This window comes from Mesorhizobium sp. M1142 (genome assembly GCF_040318565.1).
Lineage (GTDB): Bacteria > Pseudomonadota > Alphaproteobacteria > Rhizobiales > Rhizobiaceae > Mesorhizobium.
This window is the reverse complement of the sequence record NZ_JAMYMK010000001.1, coordinates 708,127-726,035: the sequence shown is the minus strand read 5'-3', so window position 1 is coordinate 726,035 and position 17,909 is coordinate 708,127. Positions and strand designations below refer to the sequence as shown.

The 17,909-nt window shown below is 64.8% G+C and carries 16 protein-coding genes; 7 read left to right on the top strand and 9 right to left on the bottom strand.

Annotation, left to right across the window (positions count from 1 at the left end):
• The first annotated feature begins 148 nt into the window (after positions 1-148).
• From NKH42_RS03490 to NKH42_RS03480, 3 genes are all read left to right on the top strand, one after another.
• A complete protein-coding gene (locus tag NKH42_RS03490; RefSeq protein ID WP_352973925.1) occupies positions 149-2,653 on the top strand; it encodes a heavy metal translocating P-type ATPase in 2,505 nt (834 codons plus the stop codon).
• A gap of 42 nt (positions 2,654-2,695) precedes the next feature.
• Entirely contained in the window at positions 2,696-3,082 is a 387-nt protein-coding gene (copM, locus tag NKH42_RS03485) for a CopM family metallochaperone (RefSeq protein WP_352455040.1), read from the top strand.
• 109 nt (positions 3,083-3,191) lie between these two features.
• On the top strand, positions 3,192-4,037 hold the full coding sequence (locus NKH42_RS03480) for an aldo/keto reductase (protein WP_352506929.1): 846 nt from the start codon (positions 3,192-3,194) through the stop codon (positions 4,035-4,037).
• Between the two features lie 85 nt (positions 4,038-4,122).
• Here NKH42_RS03480 and mutS read toward each other — a convergent pair whose 3' ends face one another.
• Complete coding sequence (gene mutS, locus NKH42_RS03475) at positions 4,123-6,771, bottom strand: DNA mismatch repair protein MutS (RefSeq protein ID WP_352506998.1); 2,649 nt, start codon at positions 6,769-6,771, stop codon at positions 4,123-4,125.
• Between the two features lie 202 nt (positions 6,772-6,973).
• Here mutS and NKH42_RS03470 point away from each other — a divergent pair, with 202 nt between their 5' ends.
• Positions 6,974-9,253, top strand: a complete 2,280-nt coding sequence (locus NKH42_RS03470; protein WP_352506930.1) for an NADP-dependent malic enzyme — start codon at positions 6,974-6,976, stop codon at positions 9,251-9,253.
• Positions 9,254-9,310: 57 nt separating this feature from the next.
• Here the strand turns inward: NKH42_RS03470 and NKH42_RS03465 are convergent, their stop codons facing one another.
• Entirely contained in the window at positions 9,311-10,303 is a 993-nt protein-coding gene (locus NKH42_RS03465; RefSeq protein ID WP_352506999.1) for an adenosine kinase, read from the bottom strand.
• A 208-nt stretch (positions 10,304-10,511) separates the two neighbouring features.
• On the opposite strand from NKH42_RS03465, the gene NKH42_RS03460 reads away from it, so the two are divergent.
• Both NKH42_RS03460 and NKH42_RS03455 read left to right on the top strand, forming a co-directional pair.
• Positions 10,512-11,402 carry a DMT family transporter gene (locus NKH42_RS03460; RefSeq protein ID WP_502896077.1) on the top strand — a complete coding sequence of 297 codons (891 nt, stop codon included), beginning with the start codon at positions 10,512-10,514 and terminating at the stop codon, positions 11,400-11,402.
• 83 nt (positions 11,403-11,485) lie between these two features.
• A complete protein-coding gene (locus NKH42_RS03455; RefSeq protein ID WP_352506931.1) occupies positions 11,486-12,181 on the top strand; it encodes a sulfate transporter family protein in 696 nt (231 codons plus the stop codon).
• Here the strand turns inward: NKH42_RS03455 and NKH42_RS03450 are convergent.
• The 4 genes from NKH42_RS03450 to NKH42_RS03435 all read right to left on the bottom strand — a co-directional run bounded on the left by NKH42_RS03450 (position 12,178) and on the right by NKH42_RS03435 (position 15,415).
• A complete protein-coding gene (locus NKH42_RS03450; RefSeq protein ID WP_352506933.1) occupies positions 12,178-13,176 on the bottom strand; it encodes a proline racemase family protein in 999 nt (332 codons plus the stop codon). The genes NKH42_RS03455 and NKH42_RS03450 overlap by 4 nt on opposite strands.
• Positions 13,177-13,190: 14 nt before the next feature.
• Positions 13,191-13,994: an isocitrate lyase/PEP mutase family protein gene (locus NKH42_RS03445; RefSeq protein WP_352506934.1), complete on the bottom strand. Its 804-nt coding sequence runs from the start codon at positions 13,992-13,994 to the stop codon at positions 13,191-13,193.
• A gap of 77 nt (positions 13,995-14,071) precedes the next feature.
• A complete protein-coding gene (locus NKH42_RS03440) occupies positions 14,072-14,929 on the bottom strand; it encodes a hypothetical protein (RefSeq protein ID WP_352506935.1) in 858 nt (285 codons plus the stop codon).
• Between the two features lie 75 nt (positions 14,930-15,004).
• Positions 15,005-15,415 carry an SRPBCC family protein gene (locus tag NKH42_RS03435; RefSeq protein ID WP_352506936.1) on the bottom strand — a complete coding sequence of 137 codons (411 nt, stop codon included), beginning with the start codon at positions 15,413-15,415 and terminating at the stop codon, positions 15,005-15,007.
• An 81-nt stretch (positions 15,416-15,496) separates the two neighbouring features.
• Between NKH42_RS03435 and NKH42_RS03430 the strand changes: the two genes are divergently transcribed.
• Positions 15,497-16,081, top strand: a complete 585-nt coding sequence (locus NKH42_RS03430) for a TetR/AcrR family transcriptional regulator (protein ID WP_352506937.1) — start codon at positions 15,497-15,499, stop codon at positions 16,079-16,081.
• A 33-nt stretch (positions 16,082-16,114) separates the two neighbouring features.
• Here the strand turns inward: NKH42_RS03430 and NKH42_RS03425 are convergent, their stop codons facing one another.
• From NKH42_RS03425 to NKH42_RS03415, 3 genes are all read right to left on the bottom strand, one after another.
• A complete protein-coding gene (locus tag NKH42_RS03425; protein WP_352479875.1) occupies positions 16,115-16,771 on the bottom strand; it encodes an HAD family hydrolase in 657 nt (218 codons plus the stop codon).
• Positions 16,771-17,256 carry a dUTP diphosphatase gene (gene dut / locus NKH42_RS03420; protein ID WP_352506938.1) on the bottom strand — a complete coding sequence of 162 codons (486 nt, stop codon included), beginning with the start codon at positions 17,254-17,256 and terminating at the stop codon, positions 16,771-16,773. The genes NKH42_RS03425 and dut overlap by 1 nt, the downstream gene beginning before the upstream one ends.
• Before the next feature lie 84 nt (positions 17,257-17,340).
• The gene (locus NKH42_RS03415; protein WP_254816142.1) at positions 17,341-17,811 is read right to left on the bottom strand and encodes an Lrp/AsnC family transcriptional regulator; all 471 of its coding nucleotides are present in this window, start codon (positions 17,809-17,811) and stop codon (positions 17,341-17,343) included.
• Positions 17,812-17,909: the final 98 nt, after the last annotated feature.

Genomic DNA, 17,909 nt, shown 5'->3' with positions numbered 1-17,909 from the left:
CTCCGCAGGGGTGGAACAGGACGATCGTCTCGTGCCCGCAGCCGGTTCGGCTTGGGATTGGCCGCGAAAAATCGAAAATCGGCCCTTGACCTTCCAGTTACTGGAAGCACTACCTCCGCCGCAACATCGAAATACAGGGGCTTTCGGCATGACGCATTCCGACCACCATCATCACGCCCATGGCAGCTATTGCTCGGCAAAAGGCGCCACCTCTGCTGCGGACGCCGTCGCCCGCGATCCGGTCTGCGGCATGACCCTCGATCCGGCTGCCGGCAAGCCGACCGCCGAGCATGGCGGCCATCGCTATCATTTCTGCAGCGAAAGCTGCCGCTCGAAATTCATCGCCGAGCCGGAAAAATACCTGACGGCCAACGATCCCGTCTGCGGCATGAGCGTCGACCGCGCCACGGCCAGGCACTTTTTGCGGCACGCGGGCCAGGGTTTCTATTTCTGCTCCGCCGCTTGCCAGGCGAAATTCGAGGCCGAGCCGGCAAAGTATCTCGGCGACAGGCCGGCGCCGCAGGCGATGCCGAAAGGTACGCAATACACCTGCCCGATGCACCCGGAAATCATCCGCGACAAGCCCGGCTCCTGCCCGATCTGCGGCATGGCGCTAGAGCCGATGGGGGTGCCTACCGGCGACGAGGGACCGAACCCCGAACTGGTCGACTTCACCAGGCGTTTCTGGGTGAGCGCAGTGCTGTCCGTGCCGTTGCTGGTCATCGCCATGGCACCGATGCTCGGCCTGACGTTCCAGGCTTTCATCGACGACGGTGCGAAGGTCGGGCTGGAACTGGCGCTGGCCAGTCCCGTGGTGCTGTGGGCGGCATTCCCGTTCTTCCACCGCGGCTGGGATTCGATCCTGAACCGCAGCCCCAATATGTGGACGCTGATTTCGCTCGGCGTCGGTGCCGCCTATCTCTACAGCGTCGTCGCCACCCTGTTTCCGGGCCTCTTTCCGCACCAGTTCCGCGGCCATGACGGCACCGTGCCGGTCTATTTCGAGGCGGCGGCGGTGATCGTCGCGCTGGTATTCCTCGGCCAGGTGCTGGAATTGCGTGCCCGCGAGAAAACCGGGTCGGCGATCCGTGCGCTGCTCGACCTGGCGCCGAAGACGGCGCGGCTGATCGGCGCGGACGGTTCCGAAAACGACGTGCCGCTCGATACGATCAAGGCCGGCGACCGCTTGCGCATCCGCCCCGGCGATGCCGTGCCGGTCGACGGCATTGTGCTCGAAGGACGCTCCTCCATCGACGAATCGATGATCACGGGCGAGCCGCTGCCGGTCGAAAAGACCGAAGGCGACAACCTCACCGGCGGCACGCTCAACAAGAACGGCTCCCTGGTCATGCGCGCCGAAAAGATCGGCGCCGAGACGACGCTGGCACGCATCGTCGAGCTGGTCGCCAAGGCGCAGCGTTCACGCGCACCGATCCAGGGGCTGGCCGACCGCGTGTCGTTCTACTTCGTCCCGGCTGTCGTTCTGGTCGCGATCATTGCGTTCGTCGCCTGGGCGGTCATCGGACCGCAACCCAGCCTGGTCTTTGCCGTCGTCGCGGCGGTCTCGGTGCTGATCATTGCCTGTCCGTGCGCACTGGGCCTCGCGACACCAATGTCGATCATGACCGCCACCGGGCGCGGCGCGCATGCCGGCGTGCTGATCAAGGAAGCGGCGGCGCTCGAACGTTTTGCCTCGGTCGACACGCTGATCGTCGACAAGACGGGAACGCTGACGGAAGGCCGGCCGCGACTGACCGACGTCGTCGCCGTCGAAGGCATGGCACAAGACGATCTGCTGGCGCTCGCCGCCGGGCTGGAAAAAGGCTCGGAGCATCCGCTGGCCGAGGCTATCGTCGACGGCGCCCACGAACGCTACGTGAAGGTCCCCGACGCGAGCGGCTTCGAGGCCGTCACCGGCAAGGGCGTTTCGGGCACGGTCTCGGGACAGAAGGTGGCGCTCGGCAACGCCGCGATGATGGCCGATCTCGGCATCGACACGGCATCGGTCCTGGCCAGTGCCGAGGCGCTGCAGGCCGATGGCAAGACCGCGATGTTCGTCGCTGTCGCAGGCAAGCTCGCCGGCCTCGTTGCCGTCGCCGATCCGATCAAGGCGACGACCGCCGAGGCGATCAAGGCGCTGCATGACAGCGGGCTGAAGATCGTCATGGCGACCGGCGACAATGAGCGCACCGCCAAGGCCATCGCCGCCAAGCTCGGCATCGACGCGGTGCGTGCCGGGCTTTTGCCCGAACAGAAGAACGCGCTGGTCGAGGAATTGCGTGCCGGCGGTGCGGGCGTCGCCATGGCCGGCGATGGCGTCAACGATGCGCCCGCACTTGCCGCCGCCGATGTCGGCATCGCGATGGGCACAGGCGCCGATGTTGCGGTCGAAAGCGCGGGAATAACGCTGGTCAAGGGCGATCTCAACGGCATCGTCAGGGCCAGGACGCTGGCCCGCGCGACGATCCGCAACATCCGCCAGAACCTGTTTTTCGCTTTCCTCTACAATGTGCTTGGCGTGCCGGTCGCTGCCGGCGTGCTCTATCCGCTCACCGGCACGCTGTTGTCGCCGATGCTCGCGGCGGCGGCGATGAGCCTGTCTTCGGTTTCGGTCATCGCCAACGCATTGCGGCTCAGGACGTTGAAACTCTGAGTAAAACTTCCAGATAGACCCTGTTCAAAAAGGAGACGATGAATGACCTTGGCCAAGAAGATCGTGCTGCTGATGATGGCGGCGGGAATGCTGCTTGCTGTTTTCCTCGAAAGCGTTCCGGCACAAGCCGAGGAGATGAAGCACGACATGGGCGCAATGGGCGCGCAGAGCCCCTCGACCGAGGGCTACAAGGCGGCGATGGACAAGATGCATACCGACATGATGGCAATCGAATATTCCGGCAATGCCGATGTCGATTTCGCCCGCGGCATGATCCCGCATCACCAGGCGGCCATCGATATGGCCAAGATCGAGCTCGCCAATGGCAAGGATCCGGAAATCCGCAAGCTGGCGGAAGCAGTGATCGCCGCGCAGCAAGCCGAGATCAAGCAGATGCAAGACTGGCTCGCCGCCCATCCGGTGAAGTAGGCGTCACGCTGTCGGGGAATCCTGGCGAGAGGCTTCACCTGGATTTCTGCTTCACCTGGATTTCCCTTGGCGGCTATGGTGCTATCCGGGCCTCGGACTGGAGCATGCCATGGCATCGACGATAAGAACGACCACCCTGCCCTGCGGCGAAGCCGTGCCGGTGCTCGGCCAGGGCACCTGGAAGATGGGCGAGGACGGCCGCCGCCGCGCCGACGAGGCCAATGCCCTGAAGCTAGGGCTGGATCTCGGCATGACGCTGATCGACACCGCCGAAATGTATGCCAGCGGCGGTGCCGAGCAGGTGGTGGCCGAGGCCATCGCCGGGCACCGCGACGAGGTTTTCCTGGTCTCCAAAGTGCTGCCGTCCAATGCCTCGCGCGCCGGCGTGAAACGGGCCTGCGAGAACAGCCTGAGGCATCTCGCCACCGACCGCATCGATCTCTATCTCTTGCATTGGCCGGGCAGCGTTCCTTTGATGGAGACGGTAGAGGCGTTCGAAGCGTTGAAGGCGGCCGGCAAGATCCGCCATTGGGGCGTCAGCAATTTCGATACCGATGAGATGGAAGAGCTGGTTCGGTTGCCGGCCGGCGGCAACGTCCAGACCAATCAGGTGCTCTACAATCTGTCGCAGCGCGGCGTCGAGTTCGACCTTGCCCCGTGGAGCCGGCAACGCGGCATGCCGCTGATGGCCTATTCGCCGGTCGATCAGGGGGTATTGGCGCGGAACGCCAGGTTAGATGCCATCGCCGCCCGCCACGGTGCGACGCCGGCGCAGATCGCACTTGCATGGGTGATGGCGCAGCAGGGCGTGATCGCCATTCCGAAGGCCAGTCGCCCGGAGCATATCCGGCAGAATGCCGCGGCGTTGGACATCGAGCTCACGAGCGAAGATTTCGCCGAAATTGACCGCGCCTTCCCACCGCCGAGGCGGAAGTCGGGCTTGGCGATGATTTGAGGGTGAAGCTGCCAATCTCCCCCCTGGTGGGTCCCTCGAGGGGGAGATTGGCGGTTTCGCCGACGCCGCTCCGATTGCAGAAGCCCTACTTCGCCAGCATCCCCTTCAATCTGTACAGCGCCTCCAGCGCCTCCCTTGGCGTCATCTCGTCGGGATTGATCTCCGCTAGCGCCAAACCCAGCCCATCACTCTTCGCCGGCTTCGACGCTTCCCGCTGCGCCGCCACAGAAAACAGCGGCAGGTCGTCGACCAGACGGTTGGCCTTGCCCGAGACCTCGCCGGCTTCGAGCTGGTGCAGCACTTCTTTGGCCCGGCCGACGACGGCTTCCGGCAGGCCGGCCAGCCGCGCCACCTGGACGCCGTAGGAACGGTCGGCCGCACCCTTGCCGACCTCGTGCAGGAAGACCACGTCGCCTTCCCATTCCTTGACCCGCATGGTGACGTTGTGGAGCCGTGTAAGTTTCCCGGCCAGCGCCGTCATTTCGTGGAAATGCGTGGCGAAGATCGCCCGGCAGCGGTTCTTCTCGTGCAGATATTCGACCGCCGCCCAGGCAATCGACAGGCCGTCGAAAGTGGCGGTGCCGCGGCCGATCTCGTCGAGGATGACCAGTGCGCGCTCGCCTGCCTGGTTGAGGATCGCCGCCGTCTCGACCATCTCGACCATGAAAGTCGAGCGGCCGCGCGCCAGGTCGTCGGAGGCGCCGACCCGCGAAAACAACCGATCGACGACGCCGATATGGGCTGATGCCGCGGGCACGAAGGAACCGGTCTGGGCAAGGATGGCGATCAGCGCGTTTTGCCTGAGGAAGGTCGACTTGCCGCCCATATTGGGGCCGGTCAGCAGCCAGATCGCGCCGGTCTTGGCATCGCCTTGCGGCGACAGATCGCAATCATTGGCGACGAACGGGCCTTCGCCGGAACGCCGCAGCGCCTGTTCGACCACCGGGTGGCGTCCGCCCGAAATCTCGAAGGCAAGGCTCGCATCGACCAACGGCCGGCACCAGGCCTCGCTCTCGGAAAGCAAGGCAAGTGCGGCCGAAACGTCGAGCACGGCGAGCGCTTCGGCGCCGGCACGGATCCTGTCGGCGTGGCCGACCACTTGCGCCGTCAGCGCCTCGAAAGCGGCAAGCTCGATCGCCAGCGCCCGGTCGGCCGCATTGGCGATCTTGGTTTCCAGCTCGGCGAGTTCGGTGGTGGTGAAGCGCATGGCGTTGGCCATGGTCTGGCGATGGATGAAGCGCGCCCTGGCGCCGTCGCTGCCGGTCATCAGCGCATGATGATTGGCGATGACTTCGATATAATAGCCCAGCACATTGTTGTGCCTGATCTTCAGCGAGCGGATGCCGGTCTCGTCGATCAGCGAGCGCTCCAGCCCGGCGATCACTTTTCGCGACTCGTCGCGCAACGCCCGCATCTCGTCGAGTTCGGCGTGGTAGCCGCCGCGGACGAAGCCGCCGTCGCGCTTGAGCAACGGCAGCTCGTCGCTCAGCGCCTGCGCCAGATGCGCCGCCAGTTCATTGGGCAGCGTCTTGATAGCTCCCAACGCCGCGGCCAGTTCGCCCGGCAAGGCGATCTGGCCGAACAGTTCGGCGATGGCGCCGGCCGCTTCGAAACCGGCGCGCAGCGCGCCGAGGTCGCGCGGGCCGCCGCGGTTGAGCGCCAGCCTGGACAGCGCGCGCGGCATGTCGGCAACGCTCTTCAGGCTTGCCCGCACCGCCTGGCAAAGGCGCGTCTCGGAGCGGAAGAACGACACCGAGTCCAGCCTTGCAGCGATTGCCGCCGGATCGGTCAGCGGCGCCATCAGCCGGTCGGCGAGCAGCCTTGCACCGCCGCCGGTCACCGTGCGGTCGATCGCCTTGAACAGCGATCCGTCGCGGCTGCCGGACAGCGTGCGCAGCAGTTCCAGGTTGGCGCGCGTCGCCGGGTCGATGAACAGCGTCGAGCCCTGCTCCTCGCGCTCCGGCCGCGACAGCGGCGGCCGCTCGGCTTTCTGCGTCTTTTCGACATAGGCGATGACGCCTGAGATCGCCGACAGCTCGGCGCGCGAAAACGAGCCGAAACTGTCAGGGGTCGCCACCTCGAAGAAGCGCGCGATGCGGCCGGCGGCCGAAGCCGAATCGAACAGCGACGGCGGCTGCGGGCTGGCGACACGGCCGAGCACGTCGAAGACCGGTTTCAGCTCCGGGTCGTAAAACACCGGCTCGGCGACGATCAGCTCGCGCGGGTCGACGCGGAAGACATCGGCGAGCAGCCGGTCGGCGGTGGTCTCGGCGACGCGGAAGACACCGGTCGAGATCTCGATCCAGGCCAAGGCAAAGGAATGCTCGGCCCCGCCCTTGACCCGTCCCAGCGCCATCAGAAAACTCGATTCCGACGGCGCCAGCAATTTGTCTTCGGTGATGGTGCCGGGCGTTACCAGCCGCACCACGTCGCGGCGCACCACCGATTTGCCGCCGCGCTTCCTGGCCTCCGTCGGATCCTCGATCTGCTCGCAGACGGCGACGCGGAACCCCTGGCCGATCAGCTTCTGCAGATAATCGTCGGCGGCATGCACCGGCACGCCGCACATCGGGATGTCGAGCCCCTGGTGCTTGCCGCGCTTAGTCAGCACGATGCCGAGCGCCCGGCTTGCTTTCTCGGCGTCGTCGAAGAACAGCTCGTAGAAATCGCCCATGCGGTAGAACAGCAGCGAATCCGGGTTCGCCGCCTTGATCTCGATATACTGCTCCATCATCGGCGTCGCCGGCGCGAAGGCCGGCGTGGCATTGTCGCTTCGAATGGGCGTCTCGTCGTTCAAGAAGCTGCTTCCAAAATTTTCCAGGCCATGCTTGGCGGTTTACAGCGGCGAAGTGTAGCCTTAATCCCGAACCTTCCACAAAAGAAAGCATGCGCACCCATCTCAAGCGGTGCCGTACGGGCGAGGAACCGAAAGCATCATGGCCAAGAAATCCGAAAGCAACGGGCCCTCCGTCAGCGCCCAGGAGGCATTGGAATTCCATGCCATGGGGCGGCCGGGCAAGCTGGAGATCGTCGCCACAAAACCGATGGCGACGCAGCGCGATCTCAGCCTCGCCTATTCGCCGGGCGTCGCCGTGCCGGTTCTCGCCATTGCCGAGGATCCGAGCCGCGCCTTCGACTATACGGTTCGCGGCAACATGGTCGCCGTCATCTCCAACGGTACCGCCATCCTTGGCCTCGGCAATCTCGGCGCGCTTGCTTCGAAGCCAGTGATGGAAGGCAAGGCGGTGCTGTTCAAGCGCTTCGCCGATGTCGATTCCATCGATCTCGAGGTCGACACCGAGGATGCCGACGAATTCATCAACTGCGTGCGTTTTCTCGGCCCCTCCTTCGGCGGCATCAACCTCGAGGACATCAAGGCGCCGGAGTGTTTCATCATCGAGCAGCGGCTGCGCGAGCTGATGGACATACCGGTCTTCCATGACGACCAGCACGGCACTGCCATCATTTCGGCCGCCGGCCTGATCAACGCGCTGGAAATCACCGGCCGCGACATGAAGACCACGAAAATGGTCTGCAACGGCGCCGGCGCTGCCGGCATCGCCTGCATCGAACTGATGAAGGCGATGGGCTTTGCGCCAGAAAATATCATCCTGTGCGACACCAAGGGCGTGGTCTTTCAGGGCCGCACCGAAGGCATGAACCAGTGGAAATCGGCGCACGCCGTGAAAACCGGTGCGCGCTCGCTGGCCGAAGCGCTGGACGGCGCCGACGTGTTCCTCGGCCTCTCGGCCAAGGGCACGCTGACCACCAGGATGGTGCAGTCGATGGCCAAGAACCCGATCATCTTCGCCATGGCCAATCCCGACCCCGAGATCACGCCGGAGGAGGTCGCCGAGATCCGCACCGACGCCATCATGGCGACGGGGCGGTCCGACTATCCCAACCAGGTCAACAACGTGCTTGGCTTCCCCTACATTTTCCGCGGCGCGCTCGATGTGCGGGCGACCACCATCAACGACGACATGAAGATCGCCGCGGCCAAAGCGCTCGCCGAACTGGCGCGCCAGGACGTGCCCGACGACGTCGCCGCCGCCTATCAGGGCATGCGGCCGAAATTCGGTCCAAACTACATCATCCCGGTGCCGTTCGATCCGCGCCTGATCTCGGCGATCCCGATCGCGGTCGCCAAGGCGGCGATGGACTCCGGCGTCGCCCGCAAGCCGATCCTCGATCTGGACCGCTACGCGCAGGAGCTTTCCGCCCGCCGCGACCCGATCGCATCGACGCTGCAGCGCATCTACGACCGGGTGCGCCGCCAGCCCAAGCGCATCGTCTTTGCCGAGGGCGAGGAGGAGCAGGTGATGCGCGCCGCCGTCTCCTATGTGAACCAGCGGCTCGGCACCGCCATCCTGCTCGGCCGCGACGACATCATCAAGGAAAACGCCAGGAACGCCGGCATCGACCTCGGCAAGCAAGGCATCGAGATCATCAATGCGCGGCTGTCGCGGCGCAACTCGGTCTACGCCGACTATCTCTACGAGCGCATGCAGCGCAAAGGCTTCCTGTTCCGCGACTGCCAGCGGCTGATCAACAACGATCGCAACCATTTCGCCGCCTGCATGGTGGCGCTGGGCGATGCCGACGGCATCGTCACCGGTGTCACCCGCAACTATTCGACGGCGCTCGATGACATCCGCCGCGTCATCGACGCAAGGCCCGGCCACTGCGTTATCGGCGTGTCGATCGTGCTGGCGCGGGGCCGCACCGTCCTCGTTGCCGACACCGCCGTGCACGACATGCCGAATGCTGAACAGATCGCCGACATCGCCGAGGAGGCCGCCGGCTTTGCCCGCCGCATGGGCTACGAGCCGAGGCTCGCCATGCTCGCTTATTCGACCTTCGGCCATCCGCAGGGCGAGCGCTCCGAGCGCGTCCAGGAAGCGGTGCGCATCCTCGACAAGCGCCGCGTCGATTTCGAGTATGACGGCGAAATGGCCGCCGACGTGGCGCTCAACGCCCGCGCCATGGCGCAGTACCCGTTCATCAGGCTGACCGGCCCGGCCAACGTGCTGGTGATGCCGGCTTTCCACTCGGCCTCGATCTCGACCAAGATGCTGCAGGAACTCGGCGGCTCTACCGTCATCGGCCCGCTGCTGGTCGGCCTGAACAAGCCGGTTCAGATCGTCTCGCTCAATGCCAAGGACTCAGACATCGTCAATATGGCGGCGATCGCGGCGTATAGCACCGGGGCTTGAGGAGCGCCTAGCGGCACCTCTTCCTTCTCCCTTGGGGGAGAAGGAAGAGGCGCCGCGCTACAGCAACCCCGCCTGTTCGGCCTCGCGGCGCAGATTCTGCCTTGGCCTTGGGCCGATCTGCTGGATGACCAGTCCGGCGGCCAGCGAGCCGAGGTCGCCGCACTGCTTCAGGCTGCGGCCTTGCGTGTAGCCATAGAGGAAACCGGCGGCATAGAGGTCGCCGGCGCCTGTCGTGTCGACCAGCTCGCGGATCCTGGTCGCCTCGATGGTGACGGTCTCGTCGCCGCGCACGATCACCGAGCCCTTTTCCGAGCGGGTGACGGCGGCGATCTTGCAATCCTTGCGGATCTGCGCCAGCGCCTCGTCGAAGGACGCGGTCTGGTAGAGCGACTTGATCTCGTGGCTGTTGGCAAAGACGATGTCGACGGTGCCGGAGCGCATCAGATCGAGGAACTCGTCGCGGTAGCGGTCGACGCAGAACGAGTCCGACAGGGTCATCGACACTTCGCGCCCGGCGGCGTGGGCGAGTTTCGCCGTCTGCCGGATCGCTTCCTTGGCGCGCGGCGGGTCCCACAGATAGCCCTCGAAATAGGTGACGGCGGCGCCCGACGCCTTGTCGGCCTCGACGTCCTCCGGGCCGAGCTCGACGCAAGCGCCGAGATAGGTGTTCATCGAGCGCTCGCCGTCCGGCGTGACGAAGATCATCGAGCGCGCCGTCGGCGGTTCGCCGTTGAGCGGCTTTGTGTCGAAGGCGACGCCCTGGGCATGGATGTCATGCGCGTAGATTTCGCCGAGCGCGTCGTTGGAGACCTTGCCGAAGAAGGCGGCGCGGCCGCCGAAGGAGGCAACGCCCGCCGCCGTGTTGCCGGCGCTGCCGCCCGAGGCTTCGATGGCCGGGCCCATGCGGCTGTAGAGCAGTTCGGCGCGCCTCGTGTCGATCAAATTCATCGCGCCTTTGATGATGCCGTTGGTCTCCAGGAACGCCTCGTCGCACTGGGCGATGATGTCGACGATGGCATTTCCGATACAAAGCACGTCATAATCCGGCATCAATTCATGTCTCCGCCAAAAGCCACCGGCTTTCTGCCACGCCGGGCGCGGGCGGGTCTAGCGGTTTGATGCGGCTTTGCCTAGCGGCGATCCGACGAATGTCAGCATAGCGACCATCGTTGGATGGCGGCCGAAGCATTTCCCGCGTGCCTGGCTTACAAGCATGGCTGAGATGAGCGATGCCCAGAGGTTCCAGCCGGCCATGTCCATGAAAACCGACACGAGGCTCGAGTTGGTGCTGCTCGTCGTATTGGCGCTGCTGTGGGGCGTATCCTACAGCTTCATCAAGATCGGCGTCGCGACGATCCCGCCGGTAACGCTGATCGCCGCGCGAACCCTGGTCGCGGGTGGCATCCTGTTCGCCTGGATCCGCTGGCGCGGGCTGGCCTTGCCGGGTGATGCCGCAAGCTGGCGCCGGTTTGCATTCCAGGCATGCCTCAACAGCGTCGTGCCGTTCACGCTGATCGCTTGGGCCGAGCGCTCGCTGGATGCCGGGCTGGCCACGATCCTGAATGCGACCTCGCCGATCTTCACCTTCTTGCTGACCGCCCTCATCACCCGCCATGAACCGGCGACCATGCGCAAGCTGTTCGGTGTCGCGGCGGGAATCGCCGGAATATGCCTCGTTGTCGGCGCCCCAGCGCTAGGCGGCCTCGGACAGCAAATATTGCCGCAACTTGCCGTGGTCGCGGCGACGATCTGCTACGCCGGCGCTGCCGTTTTCGGCCGCGGCTTCAGGGGGCTCGACCCGATGGTGCCGGCCGCCGGTTCGATGCTCTGCGGCGCCGCGATGCTGATCCCGTTGAGCCTTGCGTTCGACCGGCCATGGACCTTGGCGCCATCGACAGCTTCGGTCCTTGCGCTGCTCGGGCTTTCGGTGTTTTCGACCGCGCTGGCCTTCTCGATCTATTTCCGCCTCCTCCATTCGCTGGGCTCCGTCGGCACCACCTCGCAAGCCTATCTGCGGGTGCCGATCGGCGTTGCTATCGGAGCCGTGTTCCTTGGCGAAAGCCTTGGTCCGAGCGCGTGGTGGGGAATGGCCCTGGTCGTCGTCGGCGTGGCGGCGATGACCATTCCCCAGGCGAAGGTCGCGCGCTAGGAAGCCGCGCTTGCGACTTGGGCGGTCTCCGCCTATTCGGAGATATCAGCCACGGGCATGTTTGACATGGAATTGGAAACGCCGTGATCCTCGACGCCGCCCGCGCCGCCTTGAGCCGGCTGTTCTCGCCCGAATTCCGTTCCGTGTTCGTGAAGACACTGGGGCTGACCTTGCTGGCACTGGCGGCGCTGTGGTTCGGGATAAAGAGCCTGTTCGAATGGCTGGCCTGGCCGTGGATCGATGCATGGCTGCCCGCCCTTCCCTCCTGGGCCGGATGGCTGGGCGCCGTCGTCGCCGGCGTCGGCCTTGCGCTGGGGCTGGCGCTTTTTATCGCGCCGGTGACGGCGATCATCGCCGGCCTGTTCCTTGACGACGTCGCCGAAGTGGTCGAGCGCACCGACTATCCCAACGATCCGCCCGGCTGCGCCGTGCCGGCGCTGCGCTCGCTGGTGCTGGCGATCAGGTTCTTCGGCGTCGTCATCCTCGGCAACATCATCGCTCTGCTGCTTCTGCTGGTGCCGGGCATCAACATCGCCGCCTTCTTCATCGTCAACGGTTATCTGCTCGGGCGCGAGTTCTTCGAGTTCGCCACCATGCGCTTTCGCCCGGAGGCCGAGGCCAGGGCGCTGCGCAGAAAGCACGCGGTCACCGTATTCCTGGCCGGGCTGGTCGTCGCCGCTTTCCTGGCCGTGCCCCTGCTCAACCTTTTGACGCCGCTGTTCGCCGCCGCCATGATGGTGCATCTGCACAAGGCGATCTCGGCGCGGGAAGGGAGCTAGCGCAGCAGGAAACCCCTGCCCAGGTCATCATCGTCCTCGACGATGAATTCGGCCCGTCCTGAGTAATAGGCGCGGCCGCCGACCCGGGCGATGATGGCATCATGCGGCCCGGCTGTGGCCCTGCGTGCGACCGCGCCGGAAAAGCGCGAGCCGGCGATGCTCTCGAACAGCCGCGCCCGGCCAATCTCGATTTGCCCCTTGGCGTGCATGGCCGCCAGCCGCGCGGTGACGCCCGAGCCGGTCGGCGAACGGTCGACCTCGGCTTCGGCGAAAACGCAGATGTTTTTGGTCGGCGTATCGGAGAACGCATCCTGTCCGTCAGTCAGGATGGTGCCGTAGAGAAAGGCGAGATCGGCATGGTCGGGATGCGACAGCGGCAATTCGGCCTTGAGCTTATCGGTCAGCGCGGTCGCTGCATCGACGAAATCGCGCACCCGGTTCCTGCCGAATTCCAGCCCGAACTGGCGGCAGTCGGCGAGCGCATAGAAGGCGCCGCCATAGGCGATGTCAAAGCCGACCGGACCATAGCCCGGCAGCTCGATCCGCCGGTCGCGGGCGAACAGAAACGCCGGCACGCTTTCGAAGGACACCGCACCGGCCTTGCCATTCCTTACGTCCACAGAAGCCGAGATCAGCCCGCACGGCGCCTCGATGTTTACGGTCGTCAACGGCTCGCGTGGCGCCACCAGCCGCTCGTCGACGGCGTAGCGGCCGAGCGCGACGATGGCGTGGCCGCACATCGTCGAATAGCCCTCATTGTGCATAAACAGCACCGCGAGGTCGGCGCCCGGCAGGTCAGGCTCCACCAGCAGCGCGCCATACATGTCGTAATGGCCGCGCGGCTCGAACATCAGGATCTTTCTGAGATGATCGAGATGGTCGCGCACATAGGCACGCTTTTCGAGGATCGTGCCCTTGGGAATGTCGGGGTAGCCGCCGGTGACGATCCGCAGCGGCTCGCCGCCGGTGTGCATGTCGACGACGGTGAGGGTCATTCGCCGGGCCCGACCTAGGCTGAAGATTTGGCAAACAGCGCCTGCAGCTTGCCGAACGGCATGGCGGCGCGGGTGAAGCCGAAGGTGCCATCCTGCTGGATCTCGCGCGCCGCGGTCTCCAGCATGCCGAAGGCGAAATTGGTGAGCCATGGACCGAGCGAGACGCGCTTTACCCCCGCCGTGGCCAGGTCGGCGATGGTGAAGCCGGGCCTGGCCATGACGTTGACCGGCTTGGTCAGCGCCGAGCAGACGGTTCGCACCATCTCGATGTCGCCTAGCCCCGGTGCATAGAGCACGTCGGCGCCGGCCTTCTCGAAGGCCTGCAGCCGCTTGATCGTATCGTCAAGATCGGGCTTGCCCCACAGGAAATTCTCGGCCCGCGCGGTGAAGACGAAATCGCGTTTCAGTGCCCGTGCCGCTTCTGCCGCCGCCGCGACGCGCTCGACGGCATGCGCAAAATCATAGATCGGCTTGTCGGGCTCGCCGGTATGGTCCTCGATCGAGCAGCCGGCGAGGCCAGCCGCCTCGGCGGCGAAGATGGTCTCGCCGGCACTTGTTGCGCTGTCGCCCTTGCCCTTTTCGAGATCGGCCGAAACCGGCAGCCCGGTCGCCGCCGACACTTCACGGCAATGATGGATCATCGCCTCGAACGTCACCGCACCATCGGGCAGGCCGCGCGAAAAGGCAAAGCCGGCGCTGGTCGTGGCCAGCGCCTTGAAGCCGAACGAAGCCAAGAGCTTGGTCGTCCCGACGTCCCAGGAATTGGCCATGACGAAGATCGAGGCATGCAGGTCGCGAAAAATCTTACCCTTGTCCATGGATGCTCCCCTCCAGTGCAGAATGTGAGGCAAATTCTAGCCCGGCGGAAGGCGCCGGGCAAACAAATGCGGTTGGCTCAGAAGCGTTTGGCGTTGTCATCTGCCAATCGGTCCAGCGCATCGGAATCCTTGACGTAGCGCGAAGCATTTTTGTTCCAATGATAGGTGACGGAAATGTCGCGCGAAGACGCCTCTGGCGGCGGCTGGCCGTCGCAGCTTTCTTCTCCCGGTAGCGTCGCGTCGGTCACTGTGACCTTGATGGCTGCATAAGGCTGGCCGTCGGCGACCACCTGGAACGCCGCATTCTGTGTCCTCCTATGAGTGCAGAGGTTTTCGTCGAACGTATAGATCATGTCGATCAGCTCGAACCTGTCGTTGCGGACCATGATCAGCGGCGTGATCCCATAGCCCTGGCTCGAATTGAAATGCATGCTCATGCTGATGATAGCGTCGTCACCAGGCCCGATCGCCAGCTTGCCCGGATCGCGAAGATAGGTGATGCGGTCGACGGCGACATTGACCGCGTCGAGCAGCGCCGGCTTGCCGGTGATGTCATAGAGTGCCAGCACGGCATAGCCCTCGGCGCTGTCAGGCGAGTCGCCAAGGTCGAACAGCATGGCCAGCCGCTCCTTGCCGCCGGCCTTGATGCCGAGCACGCCGGCGTTGGAAAGACCCGACGTCGCCGGCGGGGAGCCGCCGTAGTCCGGACCAGCGATGTGGCGCATCTCGATCGGCGTCGAACCCCGGAAAAAGCCGTCCTTGTCCGCGGCCAGATCGGGAATGACCATCCTGGCGAGGTCGAGATAGGTGACATCGCCGTGGCCGGGGACAGCGCTGCCGAGCTCCGGGAAACTGACGGCCTCGGCGCTGGCCGTCGTCCAAAGACAAGGCAGCAGCAGGCAGGCAAGGATGAAACGAACCAGCGAGAAGGCCATGCGCGCGCTCGTTATGTCGGGCGCGCGCAAGCTAGAGCATTTTGCGGCCAAGAGGAAACACCTGGCGTTACCCCGCTATGTTGGTTTGGCTTCGGTCGCCAGGGTCTGCTGGAAAACAGGCACCAGCTGATCCATGGCGGCTGCGAGCCACGCGCCGAGTTCGTCCGGCAGAGTGTCATGGATCCAGACCAGGCGGCTCCGGCCCTCACCCTCGGCAAAGACCTGCATGGAGGTGTTATCATGGGCGACCTCATCGCCGAGCCATCCCCACACGATGCGCCGGCTCTGCTCGTCGCGGGCGATGAGCCGCTCTCGCACAATCTTGCCGTCGGCGAAAGTAAGGGCCCGTACGTCGTCCTCATCCACCCTGCAGTCGACGAAAACGCCTGGGGCTATCCGTTGGGCGCCGCCGGCGAAGTCGCCGACCGTCGCCCATACGCTTTCCGGTGAAGCATCTACGATGATTTCCCTGACTATCGAAGCCATGTTCGCATTTCCTTCATTAGTAGGTAGACCTGTCTGTCTACATGTGGATGTATACAGACCTGTCTGCTATATAGTCAAGGCATGTCCGCAGCCCGAATCAACAATCGTCCCGAAAGTCTTGCGCGCCGTCGCATCCTCGATACGGCGACCGCGCTGTTTTCTCTGGAGGGGGTGCGCGCAGTCGGCATCGACCGCATCATCGCCGAGGCCGGCGTTGCCAAGGCGACGTTCTATCATCACTTCGCGGCCAAGGACGATCTGGTCCGCGCCTATATCGAGGAGCTCAGCAAGGGAGGACGGGCGGCAATCGCGAAGCTTGGGCGGCGGCCACCTCGGCAGATGATCCTTGCGATATTCGATCTCATCGCCGATGCGGCAGATCAGCCGGGCTACCGCGGCTGCCCGTTTCAGAATGCCGCCGCTGAATATCCGGATCCCAGCAGCCCGGTTCGCCAGGCGATCGATCAGCATCGTCACTGGAAGTGGGGTATCCTCAGGGATCTGCTGATCGCGGACGCAAATCCCGATCCGGACCGCACAGCGGACGCGCTAACGGTGGCGGCCGACGGCCTCCTTGTCGTCAGTCATCTCGACAGGCCGGCCAAGCTGCGCAGCCTCATACGCGACACGGTCGACCGAGTACTTGGAGCCCCACGCCCGGTCTGAGACCGGATGCGCATGCAGCTTACGCAAAGGCGATCAGTGGATCGGCACCAGCCCGGCCAGTTCACGCATGTCGTCGAACAGGATGCCGCCAGCTTCGATCAGTCCATCGCGGTCGGAAAGCGGGTCGCCGTGGTAGGAATAGACGCGCATGCCGGCGGCGATGCCGGCTGTCGTCCCGGCGACGCTGTCCTCAATGACGATGCAGTCGGCGGGCGCGAAGCCCATCGTCGCTGCCGCATGCAGGAAGAGGTCGGGGAACGGCTTGCCGCGCGAGACCATGGTCGAGCTGAACAGCGCATGCTCGAACAGCGGCAGCAGCCCGGTCTGGCCGAGTGTGATGTGCATTTTCGATACCCGTGCCGACGAGGCGACGCAGGTGGCGATGCCGGCGGCGTGCACGGTTTCGATGAACTCGCGAACGTAGGGGATGGCCTCGACGCCATGTGCGAACAGGTCCGGCAGGCCGGCGTTCCAGCGCTCGACAAAATCGGCGCCAAGACTGACGCCGGTCGCCTCGACTTCCTTCTGCACCGAGACCATGCTGCGGCCGGAGAAATTCTTGCGGCAATATTCGAAGCTGGCCGGGAAGCCTGCCGCGGTCAACCATTCGGCGAGGCGCCGATTGGCCAGGTTCTCGGTATCGACCAGAACCCCGTCGCAATCGAAGATGACGAGTTTGGGTATTTTCATCAAGCGGTGCCGGTCGATCCGAAGCCGCCCGAGCCGCGCGCCGTGCCGCCGGCCAATGTGCGCTCCTCGACGGTCGCCTGCGTTACCGGGGCGAAGACGATCTGGGCGATCCGCATGCCGCGCGTCACGGCGAAATCCTCGTCGCCGAGATTGATCAGCAGCACCTTGACCTCGCCGCGATAGTCGCTGTCGATGGTGCCCGGCGTGTTGAGGCAGGTGAGCCCGTGCTTGACGGCGAGGCCCGAACGCGGCCGGACCTGGCCTTCGACGCCCTCCGGAATTTCCAGGACCAGCCCGGTCGGCACCAGCGCGCGCTTTCCGGGCAGGATCAAAAGCGGCCTGTCGTCGGGGACGGCGGCGCGCAGGTCCATGCCGGCGGCGCCCGAGCTCTCATAGGCGGGAAGCGGCAAGCCCTCGCCATGCGGCAGCCTGACGAAACCGACAGCCGGACCGATGACGGAGGTAGGATAAGGTGCTGCGCGCATAAGGCTGATCCTATCGTCGCGAACGCCGGTTCAGTCAACTCGGCGGCAATGCTATCAACGGCTTTCTTTCAGCGCAGTTCCGCCTCAGCGCAGTTCCATCGGAACGACCGTGGTCTCCTTGATCTCCTCCATGACGAAAGAGGCCGAAACGTCCGACAGCGCCACCTTGGCGATCAGCCGCTGGTAGAGCCGGTCATAGGCCTTCACATCGGCGACGCGGGCGCGCAGCACATAGTCGAGATCGCCGGACATGCGGTAGGCGCCGGTGATCTCGGCAAAGCCGGTCACCGCCGCCCGGAATCTTTGCAGCCAGTCGGGATCGTGGTTCGAGGTGCGGATCAGGATGAACACCGAAAGCCCGAGTCCGAGCTTGTCGGCGTCGACCAGTGCCACCCGACCGGTAATGACGCCGTCTTCCTCCAGCCGCTTGACCCGGCGCCAGCAGGCATTGCGCGACAGCGATATTCTTGCCGAGAGCTGGTCGACGGACAGCGTGCCGTCGCGTTGCAGCTCGGCCAGCAATCTCCGGTCTATTTCGTCGATTTCCGCCATCATGCGGGATGTTTGTCCCAAAATTTGGCTTTAGACAAGGACAATTTGAGACCGATGACCCTGATAGCCGTGGCAGGATATTCATCGCTGGCTCTTCATGC